Genomic DNA, 9,733 nt, shown 5'->3' on the forward strand with positions numbered 1-9,733 from the left:
AACTTTAATACAAGATATACAAAAAAGATATTTAAAACTAGAATATAACTTAAAAAGCTTTGATAAAGATAGTATCTTTTTATCTAATATGATTATGAATGTGAGGTTGAAATAGAATAGGCTTAAGAACACTAATTTATGATTTTTACGTAATATTGGATGCTACTAAACCTAGTATATCAGTATTAAAAATAACTTAAATAATGAAATTTAAGTATATATAAATAAGTAAATGATATATTTTGATAAATATAAAAATCATTCATGAAGTTTTATATGTATTATTTCGTAAGTTTTTATTTTTTTTCCTAAAATTTTACCCCAGCCCAATTTGGAGTGAGAATGATTTCCTAGATTAAATAACATTCTTTTATTAAAAATAATTTTAAGGTATAAATCAACACAAAATTCATTATTAGTTAAAAACAATATACTTTCTTTAAGTTCTTTGTATTTTTCTGCGTTTGGAAAGTATTTTAAAGCTTCATCATAGTGTATATCTTTTATGTAAATAGCTATTTTATTTTGATAAGATAGAAATTTTTTTCCTAATATTATATTTTTCCCTAAAATATGATTTTTATGTCCTAATTTATTCAACTGTATATTTCTTATGTAAATTTGATGAGGAATATTTTCTATAATACTTAGTTGATTTTGCAAATTGAAAGTTATTTGTAAAATTCTTTCGATATAGCCTTTGGGTCTTCTTGAACTTAGTAGTAACGGTGCAAAAGGTAGATATCTCTTTGCTATTTTTGTATCATTAATACCTAATATAGAAAATAGTATTTTAGAAATTCTATCATTAAATTCTATATTAAAACTTTTTGGATAGTTATTAAGGGTGGTAATTTCAAAAAAAATCCAAAGAAGGTAATGATTAAAAAAATCAAAAAATAAACTCCATCCATCACCACCATCCTCATTTCTAGAAAGTTTGTCTAATATATAGGATGGAAGTTGTGATGTGTTTCCTTGCAGACCCATAAAGTTGATCATAATTTCTACAGGAAAATTATTATGTTTATTGATTTTTACATACTCGATTTCTTTATTGGGATGTTTTAGAGCATTATTGACTCTTAAAAAAATATCTTCTTGATGATATTCTTTTAGTATTTTTGTAAGAATCTTATAAAAAGTACAAGAAGTTATATTGTTCATAATATAGGTTTATTTCCTTTTTTAAAAGGATAAGATAAAATAATTTTTGAATTTATGCATTTAATTTTTAATTCACAAAATGAATTAATACTAACAAAAGATGATAAAAATTCTGAAATTATTAAACCTAGCTTATAAACTTCTCCTAAAGAGTAAAATTTAGAATCATCTATGCTTATGATACTCATAGTTCCTTTTTTTGTAATGTATTCATCAACTAAATAAGTTGATTTTGATTTGATATCAATTATTGAAGATGTAAGTAGTTGACAAACTATTTCAGATTCTTTGTCGTCGGGAAAACTATAACTTTCTAGGACTTGAAAAAATGATGTTTTAGTTAATAGAGTTTGATAACTAAAGGATAAAATAGAAACTAGTTTCCATAGAAGATTTCCATTTACTTTAATTTGTCTTGTTGGTGTTGGAAGTGTAATATTTTTTGTAGTTACATCTTTATGGAAAGGTACAAGATTAATTTCACCTATTTTTAAAAGAGTGGGTAAATTTTTATTGCAACATAGTGTATCTATGGTTATTGTTTCGTTTGTTTCATTTGATGATAAAAAAGATATTTCTTTGAAATTATCATGTTTAGAATTTGATTTATTTGTAATGTAGTAAAAATCACATATTTTATTTTGCATAAACTCAAAACGTTCAAAATTTTTATAATTTTTTAAAATTCTACTTCCACTATCACTATTGTGTGCTTTTACTTGTTTTATTTGAACTATATCGTATGCATCTAAATTAGTTCTATCTATAAAAATTCTATACCCATTTTGTGTATGATTATTAATAATAGGCTCTGCTGCTTTTTCAAAAACATTAATAATGGGTGTTGTTGATAGTGAAAACAATTCGTTTTTTACAATACAATTTTTAGGAAGTGTTTTGTTAAATTTAAAAAAAATACTAATTTGTTTTCCTTTACATTCGCGTAAAACATCTAAACCTTGTATTGAGATAAAATTAAATTTTTCTGGTAAAAAAAAGTACTCTCTTAATAAAGAAAATGATTCAAAGCCCAAATCATTGTAAAATAAGCAACTCTCTTTTGATTTTAGACCCATAGTTTTAATGTCATATGTGTTTATTTTAAATTCTTCGTTTGTATCATGAGATATGATTTTTAATTCTTCTAAATGCTGGTGTATGTAAAAAAGTAGTGTGGAGGAAGTGTATACATCATCACCTAAATATATGTTTAGTTTATCTAACTCTAGATGTTCTATATTCAAGTCTTCTTTGTTGACTCTAAGTTGTATGTTCATTGTATGATATTGTTTTTCGCTTCCAAGAAAAACATTTTCTATAGTTAGTGGGTATAAATATACATCATATATTGTTTTAAATTCACATTCACATTTTTCTATAGGTATAGATTTAACTATACTATTTTTTGGAATGATTAATTTGTTAAGTTTGCTATTTTCATTAAATTGAAATTCTTGCATACACATAGAAGGTAGAATATTGGTATAATTTGGAGAAAGAATATTAATTAAAGATTCTGCAATATAGGGTATGTTTTGATCTAATTCTTGATGAATTTTGGAGGTTAGTATTGCTAAATTTTCGATAATTCTTTCAATATCTGGATCTTTGCTATCATGAGATAAAAAAGGCGCTAGTTTGGGAAATTTATCTATAAAAATTTTCCGAGTTTGATTAAGGTAAGAAATTTCTTTTTGATAATAATATATATCATCTTGTGTCATTAGACAACCTCACAATATCGATTATTTTTAAATATAATCTCAAATGCAAATTCTTTAAAATTATCATCATAAAAAACACACCTTAATAAAAAGGAAAGTTGCCAAGGCTTTAGAGAATCATTATATGTAATAGAGTTAACTATAATTCTTTTTTCGTGTTTGTTTATAAGTTTGTGTATTTCTCTTGCCATATTTAAGCAAAGCTCTGTGGAGCTTAAATTTAAGTTTTCTAAATCAGATAATCCAAAATCTTTAACACTTAAACAATCATCAAGTTTTGCATTAAGCAAAACTTGTATATTGTTTTTTATTTCTTGAAATTCATTTTGGTGAAAAGGAATATTTTTATATTGATCATCCAATGAGTGAATAATTTTATCTAGTAAAGACATTTATTATTCTTTATCTAGTTTACCTACTAAAGATAGTTCAAAATTTCCACCCATATATTTAAAATGAGGACGAACACTTAATCCAATCTTGTACCAACCAGGTTCCCCTGGTATGTTATCTACTTTTACTTGTGCTCCTCTAAAAGGTCTTCTACTTCTAACTTCTGCTGGTGGGTTTTCTTGATCTGAAATATATTGTCTAATCCATTCATTTAAACCATTTTCAATATCGCTTCTTTCTTTCCAACTTCCTATTTCTTCTCTTTGTAATACTTTGAGGTAATGTGCTAATCTTGAAATTAAAAAGACATAAGGTAGTTGAGTGCCTAAGCGATAATTTGTCTCAGCTTCTTTTCCTTCTGGTGTATTTGGAAAAATCTTAGGTTTTAGAGCGGAATTTGCTGAGAAAAATGCTGCATTATTAGTATCTCTTCTTAGGGTTAAGGTTATAAACCCATTTTCTGCAAGTTCATATTCTCTTCTATCTGTAATTAAAACTTCGGTAGGAATTTTAGCTTTTAAGTTGCCAAAATTTTCATAAAAATAAGTCGGAAGATCTTTTACGCTTCCTCCGCTTTTTGGACCAATTATGCTACCACACCATCTATATTTAGCAAAACTTTCTGTTAATCTTGTTGCAAAAGCATATGCTGAATTTCCCCATAGTAAATGATTGTGAGATGCGTGAACATTTTCTTTATAATTAAAACTTTTAATAGGATTTTCCTCGCTATCATAAGGAGATCTTGTTAGAAATCTTGTAACCATTAATCCTGTGTATTTAGAATCTTCATTTTCTCTAAAAGTTCTCCATCTTGTATATTGAGGGCCTTCAAGAAGACTTTGTAAATCTTGAATATTGGCTAATTCTGAGTAGTTTTCTAAACCAAAAAATTTAGGCCCTAAAGAAGTTAAAAATGGTGAATGGCTCATTGCAGCTATGCTTGACATTTTATTTAAAAAAGTCATATCTGGACTTGCAGTACTTAGTTGATAATCGCCAATTATAGCACCAACTGGCTCTCCACCAAATTGCCCATATTCTGAAGAATAAATATTTTTATAAACAACACTTTGAGTAATATCTGGATTATTTTCAAAATCCTCTAAAGCTTCTTCTTTGGTAATATCAAAAAGATTAATTTTAATATTTTCATTAAAATCAGTTCTTTCTACCAAAAAGAAAAGCCCTCTCCATGTTGACTCTAATTTTTGGAATTCTTCATTATGTAAAATTTCATCCATTTGTTTTGATAGTAAATCATCGATATGAGCAATCATTTCATCAAGTGCAAATTTATTAATTTTATCTTCTACATTGTCACTTTCAACGATTGCAGAAATAAATTCAGCCACTCCTCTTTTTGCTATACTGTAACATTCATCATTCCTAGCGTATTTACTTTTTTCCATAATACTTTCAATAATTGGAGTATCAATTACTTGCTCTTTTGACATATTATGTTTCCTTTACTCTTCATTATTTTCTTTTTTGATCTCTAGAAGCAATTGTTCTTTAGTTTTTTCATTTTTTAGGGCTTCTAAAACTGCTTTTCTGAAATTTGGTATATTCCCCATAGGTCCTTTTAGAGCCATTAGAGCCTCCCTAAGACGCATTAATTTATTTAGCTCTGGTACTTGTTGTGCTATATTATCAGGAGAAAAATCTTTCATGCTTGATATTTTTAGATTAATATCTAATTCTTCAGCGCCTCCACCTAAAGTATTTTTAACGTTAAATTGAGTTTTTATATCTAGTTTTTGCATAACTTGATTAAAATTTATTTTATTGATAGATACAATTTCTCTATCTTCTAAATTTTGTTCATTTTTACCTGTTAAATTAGCCATCACCATAAGTTTTAAAGGCAGTTCTATTTCTGCATTTTGTCCGTTTGTTTTTGCCTTGTAAGTTATATTTATACGTTCTTTTGGTGCACTTGATCCATCAGACATTTCATCTCCTTCAATTTATAATTTTTTATACTTAATTATACAAAAAAATAATAAAGAATAACTAAGTTTACATTTTTTTATGAGTTTTATTTTTTGCATAATTATACTCATCATTTAAGTAATCTTTCAATAAGGTTTTTTCCATAAGCTCAACTAGTTGCAAGTATATAATTTTTGCATTATTGTTCATATTATTTGTTTCAAAAACTTGTGCCATAGCTATTAAAGAATTTATATTGCAAAATAAAGAATTATTATAGTTTTCATTGTTTATATCAATGAGTAATTGTTCCATTTTTTTATTTTTTTTATTTTTATCAGATGATGCAACATGTGTTTTTTTATTAATTTCTTGACTTTGTTTTACAAAATAATTAAATGTATCCTCTTTGCACATTAATTCACCATTATCAAATCTCAATTTGGTAATATCTTTAAATTTGAGAATAAAATTGCAAATTAGTAAATTTAAAATTTTTAAAGAATGTTCTTTTTGATGATGATGTAAAAAATCACAAAATAGTTTAAATCCTTCTATCCAAAAGGGATTAAGTGAAAGATTATTGATAAAACATTTTATTTGATCTAGTTCATTTGTATTTTTATCAAGTAGTAATTTTATTAAATTTTTATCAGGGTATCTTACTTTAGTGATGAAATCTGAATGTGGTGGAAGTGTTTTTAATCTTCCCCAAGTCGCTTCTGCAAATAGTGAATATGCGTTGGTATTTTCTAAGTCATTTTCTAAAAGTTCGATTGCTAAGTTGTTTAGTAGGCTTCTATATTCTCTATCGTTAAGATTGGAAATCTTTGTATTTTTTATATCAATATTTACTTGCGTAACTGGAGATTTAAATGATGATTGTTTAGCTTGCGTTGTTTCTTCTTTAATATTCAATTTAGTAAAATTGCAATTTAAAATTTCGCGTAATTTTTCAAAATATTCATTTAAACTTTTAGTTGTGATTTGTGAGCATCTTGGTGAAATTTTGTTAAATTCGTTAATAAAATTATCAATGGTTTGCTTATACTTTCTTTTTTGATTTAAAAGTGTAGTAGATATTTTACTAATATTTTCGGGTTTTTCTCGAAATAATTTTTCTGTAAAAATTATGATTTCCAAAAATATTTTAAAGCATTCTTCATTATTTAATGCTAAACATGATAAAGAAAAGTAAGCAAAAATTTTCATATCCATCGAATTGTTTTGTAAAATATCTAATGAGTATTCATATACTTTATCCCATTGTATTTTTTCATGATTCAATGTTTTATATTTTGACATTTCTTCTTCAAGTAAATGAAATATTTCTAAGTTTTCTAAATTTTCTTCATAATGATCACAGAAAATCATTTTTTCTCCTAAGCACTATTGAAAGTTTTTTTAATTATAATAAAAAAAGAGAAATTATGATAGTTATTTATTAAGTATTATTTTAAGGATGAAAATGAAAAAGATTTTTATTATATTGCTTGTAGGATTGTTTTTAAGTTCTTGTTCTAGCGTTGTAAGTGTAAAAATTGATAATGTGAAAAATTCTAATTTAAATAGTAGAAATGATGATGTGCCTTTAACAGTTATTGTATACCAGTTGAAGGATGTAAATAAATTTGCAAAAGCTAGTGATTTAGAGTTGATTACCAGAGAAGATGCGATACTTGGAAAGGATAAAATTGATTCGATTAGATTACAGATTGCTCCTAAAGACAATATTGTTGCATTTAAAGTTGTAGATGAAGAGGTGCCATATATTGGTATTTTAGTTTTATTTGCAAATAAAACTAAAAAGATAACAAAAATTTGGGCAAAAACGGATGATGCTAATGGTTTTGGAACTAAAAAAACATTAAAATTTGAAATAACAAAAGATGGTATCAGACATATTTAATCTAAGGAATATATAATGGCAGATAAGCTAAAAGTAGCTTGGTTTAATGGGCTAAATATTGATAAAATTCATTTTGAGCAACAAGAACGATATTTTGAAAGAAATATCAATCTCAAAACAATTTCAATTTTTAATAACTTATATGGAATACTTGATCTAGAATTTTCTAATGAAATGCTAATGCAGGGAAAAATAGCGCTTAAACGAATTTCTGGAATTGCTAAAGATGGTAGTATTTTTAATGCTCCAGAACAAGATGATCTTCCTGATCCTTTAGAAGTAAATTACGATTCTTTGGTAAATTCTATTATTGTTATTAAAATTCCTATGGGGTTATCTTCTATAGCAGATATATCTTTGCATAATAATATACCTAATTCAAAATATATTAGTTTAAGAAGTGTTGTGGCTTCAAGAATGTATGATGATAGTGCTAATGATGTTTTTAAACATGCCGATTTGGAAGATGGATACGAGGATGATAATATTACTTTTTCACAAGAAAAAATGAGTATTACTTTAGCTAGTTTAAGACTAAAATTAGGATTTTTAGGTAGTAAAACTCCAGATGAGCTTGAAATTCCTATAGCAAAAATAAAAAGTATTGATTTGAATAAAAAAATAGATTTAGATGAAAACTTTATACCTACTTGTTTGGATTTAAATAAATCTTCGTATATTAGATCATTTTTGGAAGAAATTTCTCATTCTATTAAACAACACAAAGAAGTACTTACTGAAGTGTTTAAAGGTATAGATCAAACTAAAAATACCTTAGATTTTAGTACTTATTTGTCGCTAAATCTTTTAAAAAAATGGCATTTTATTTTTTCGTATATGATTAACAAAGATAAAATACATCCTGAAAATTTATATGAGAAACTAGTTGATTTTCAAGGAGATCTTAGCGCCTTTAGTGCTGAAAGTTCTTTTTCTGATTTTATAGCATATAATCATGATAACTTAACTAGTACTTTTTTACCACTTATCAATCAACTTAGAATTTTATTTGCAAAAATAACTTCTCCAAAATATACTATGGCTCAAGTGGTTAATAATGATAATGGATTTTATGATTTATTGTTTGATAATCCTACGATTATTAAAGAGGCTGAATTATTTTTAGCTATTAATGCGGATGTTAATCATGAGTATTTATTATATAACTTTAAAACTCAAAGTAAAATTTATACACAAAGTAGAATAAAAAATATAGTAGCAACACAGTTGCGAGGGATAAATATAGAGCAAATTTCCAATATCCCTTCTTCTATACCTTATTTAAATGGCTATATTTATTATAAAATAGATAAAAAAGATGAGTTATTTAAGCATTTTAAAGGTGAAAATGTTATTAGTTTATATCTGACAACAAATATTAAAAATCCTGATATAAAAATGTGGGCTGTATTTTAAGGAGTAACATGCAAAAAGAATCACATTTGAAAGAAAAATCTTTACTTTTAGAAAGTGATTTAAAAGGTTTAGAGATTAATAAGGTTGTTGATAATTGCTTAGAAATTCTTTTACTTGTTTATAGATTATCCAAGGTTCATTCTTTAGATACTGTTTATATAGAAAATTTAAAAGAAAAACTTGTAAATGAAATTTTAGTTTGGAGTTCAAAATTAAGTACTTTTAAAGAGTATGATGAGAAAGATATTATAAAATTAAGATATTGTTTGTGTGTGTTTATAGATGAAAGCTTAATGAAAAATGATTTGTTCATTAATAGTTCCTGGGCAAATCATACATTAACTGTGAGATTGTTTGATGAGACTTTAGGTGGTGATAATTTTTACGATATAGCACTTTCTTGGCTGTCTAATCCATCTAAAAATAAAGATTTTTTAGAATTTATATATGTTTGTTTAATTTTGGGATATAAAGGAAAATATTCTCACGAAAAGGATGTTGAAGAAAAAATTATTTATCTTTGTAATAATATAGCATCAGCTTTAACCCCTCTTATAAATTTAACAGATGAGACGGCTTTTGATAAGGCTTACAATAGATCAAATAGAGAAAATTTTTGGCAGTATTTTCAACGTAGATTTATGAAATTTGCCTTAGTTATCATACCTATTGGGTGTATTTTGAGCTTTTTTATTTTTGCAATTTTTGACTTGCAAACTCATAATATTAAAATTGATTCTAACATCAGTAGTTTGATTGAGAATATAGAAAAAATATAAGATTATATTTTCTCAACCATTTCTTTACTCCATCCTTTAGGGAGATTTTTTATACTAGGATAATATGGTTTTAAAAGTTCAAAAAAAACTTCTTCGTGATATTTGTTTATTTGAAAATAGTATTTTCCTAGAGTAGAGGGATTATAAATTTCATCCCTTTGGTTATTTCTTTTAGTGTATTGAATATTAGGTGTGTTAATAAAATTGTATTTATATTTGATTCCAAATTTTATTTCATCATTGTATTTTAATTTATCTATAGTTTTTGAATGCAAATTATTTAGAAAATAATCATCTAGATTAATCTCAAAAAACCCATTATAATTAAAACTATAATCAAAATAATCCACAAAATAACTACCTCTTTTTTCAAATCCCATGTCAAATATTTCTTTTTCATATTTTCTAAT

The 9,733-nt window shown here is 25.4% G+C and carries 9 protein-coding genes and 1 pseudogene; 3 read left to right on the forward strand and 7 right to left on the reverse strand.

Going from position 1 to position 9,733, the window contains the following annotated elements:
• Window positions 1-258 precede the first annotated feature (258 nt).
• The 6 genes from ACOTVC_RS08210 to ACOTVC_RS08235 all read right to left on the reverse strand — a co-directional run bounded on the left by ACOTVC_RS08210 (window position 259) and on the right by ACOTVC_RS08235 (window position 6,593).
• Window positions 259-1,167 carry a type VI secretion system baseplate subunit TssG gene (locus tag ACOTVC_RS08210; protein WP_214099681.1) on the reverse strand — a complete coding sequence of 303 codons (909 nt, stop codon included), beginning with the start codon at window positions 1,165-1,167 and terminating at the stop codon, window positions 259-261.
• A complete protein-coding gene (tssF, locus tag ACOTVC_RS08215) occupies window positions 1,164-2,891 on the reverse strand; it encodes a type VI secretion system baseplate subunit TssF (RefSeq protein WP_421628272.1) in 1,728 nt (575 codons plus the stop codon). The genes ACOTVC_RS08210 and tssF overlap by 4 nt, the downstream gene beginning before the upstream one ends.
• Window positions 2,891-3,283, reverse strand: a complete 393-nt coding sequence (gene tssE / locus ACOTVC_RS08220) for a type VI secretion system baseplate subunit TssE (RefSeq protein WP_039641587.1) — start codon at window positions 3,281-3,283, stop codon at window positions 2,891-2,893. Before tssE ends, tssF begins: the two co-directional genes overlap by 1 nt.
• 3 nt (window positions 3,284-3,286) lie before the next feature.
• On the reverse strand, window positions 3,287-4,741 hold the full coding sequence (gene tssC, locus ACOTVC_RS08225) for a type VI secretion system contractile sheath large subunit (RefSeq protein ID WP_421628273.1): 1,455 nt from the start codon (window positions 4,739-4,741) through the stop codon (window positions 3,287-3,289).
• A 12-nt stretch (window positions 4,742-4,753) separates the two neighbouring features.
• Window positions 4,754-5,239, reverse strand: a complete 486-nt coding sequence (tssB, locus tag ACOTVC_RS08230) for a type VI secretion system contractile sheath small subunit (RefSeq protein ID WP_039641583.1) — start codon at window positions 5,237-5,239, stop codon at window positions 4,754-4,756.
• A 67-nt stretch (window positions 5,240-5,306) separates the two neighbouring features.
• Window positions 5,307-6,593 (reverse strand): TssA family type VI secretion system protein, encoded by a 1,287-nt coding sequence (locus tag ACOTVC_RS08235; RefSeq protein ID WP_421628274.1) that lies wholly within the window; start codon window positions 6,591-6,593, stop codon window positions 5,307-5,309.
• A 94-nt stretch (window positions 6,594-6,687) separates the two neighbouring features.
• Between ACOTVC_RS08235 and tssJ the strand changes: the two genes are divergently transcribed.
• Genes tssJ through icmH form a run of 3 tightly spaced genes read left to right on the forward strand, consistent with a single transcriptional unit; the run spans window position 6,688 to window position 9,323 of the window.
• Window positions 6,688-7,128 carry a type VI secretion system lipoprotein TssJ gene (gene tssJ, locus ACOTVC_RS08240; RefSeq protein ID WP_039641578.1) on the forward strand — a complete coding sequence of 147 codons (441 nt, stop codon included), beginning with the start codon at window positions 6,688-6,690 and terminating at the stop codon, window positions 7,126-7,128.
• Between the two features lie 15 nt (window positions 7,129-7,143).
• Window positions 7,144-8,544 carry a type VI secretion system baseplate subunit TssK gene (tssK, locus tag ACOTVC_RS08245; protein ID WP_421628276.1) on the forward strand — a complete coding sequence of 467 codons (1,401 nt, stop codon included), beginning with the start codon at window positions 7,144-7,146 and terminating at the stop codon, window positions 8,542-8,544.
• An 8-nt stretch (window positions 8,545-8,552) separates the two neighbouring features.
• Window positions 8,553-9,323, forward strand: coding sequence for a type IVB secretion system protein IcmH/DotU (gene icmH, locus ACOTVC_RS08250; protein ID WP_087684760.1), 771 nt, complete (start codon window positions 8,553-8,555; stop codon window positions 9,321-9,323).
• A gap of 2 nt (window positions 9,324-9,325) precedes the next feature.
• Here icmH and ACOTVC_RS08255 read toward each other — a convergent pair.
• Window positions 9,326-9,733, reverse strand: a pseudogene (locus tag ACOTVC_RS08255) (hypothetical protein); the annotation flags it as partial.

The sequence above is a fragment of the Campylobacter sp. GB48 genome, from assembly GCF_049221845.1.
In the GTDB taxonomy this organism is placed as follows: Bacteria; Campylobacterota; Campylobacteria; order Campylobacterales; family Campylobacteraceae; genus Campylobacter_D; species Campylobacter_D lari_C.

What these genes read in the sequence shown, in the direction of transcription:
- tssJ (WP_039641578.1), top strand. Translation starts at nt 6,688, where the DNA reads ATGAAAAAGATTTTTATTATATTGCTTGTAGGATTGTTTTTAAGTTCT.
- ACOTVC_RS08210 (WP_214099681.1), bottom strand. Translation starts at nt 1,167, where the DNA reads ATGAACAATATAACTTCTTGTACTTTTTATAAGATTCTTACAAAAATA.
- icmH (WP_087684760.1), top strand. Translation starts at nt 8,553, where the DNA reads ATGCAAAAAGAATCACATTTGAAAGAAAAATCTTTACTTTTAGAAAGT.
- tssB (WP_039641583.1), bottom strand. Translation starts at nt 5,239, where the DNA reads ATGTCTGATGGATCAAGTGCACCAAAAGAACGTATAAATATAACTTAC.
- tssE (WP_039641587.1), bottom strand. Translation starts at nt 3,283, where the DNA reads ATGTCTTTACTAGATAAAATTATTCACTCATTGGATGATCAATATAAA.
- tssF (WP_421628272.1), bottom strand. Translation starts at nt 2,891, where the DNA reads ATGACACAAGATGATATATATTATTATCAAAAAGAAATTTCTTACCTT.
- tssC (WP_421628273.1), bottom strand. Translation starts at nt 4,741, where the DNA reads ATGTCAAAAGAGCAAGTAATTGATACTCCAATTATTGAAAGTATTATG.
- tssK (WP_421628276.1), top strand. Translation starts at nt 7,144, where the DNA reads ATGGCAGATAAGCTAAAAGTAGCTTGGTTTAATGGGCTAAATATTGAT.
- ACOTVC_RS08235 (WP_421628274.1), bottom strand. Translation starts at nt 6,593, where the DNA reads ATGATTTTCTGTGATCATTATGAAGAAAATTTAGAAAACTTAGAAATA.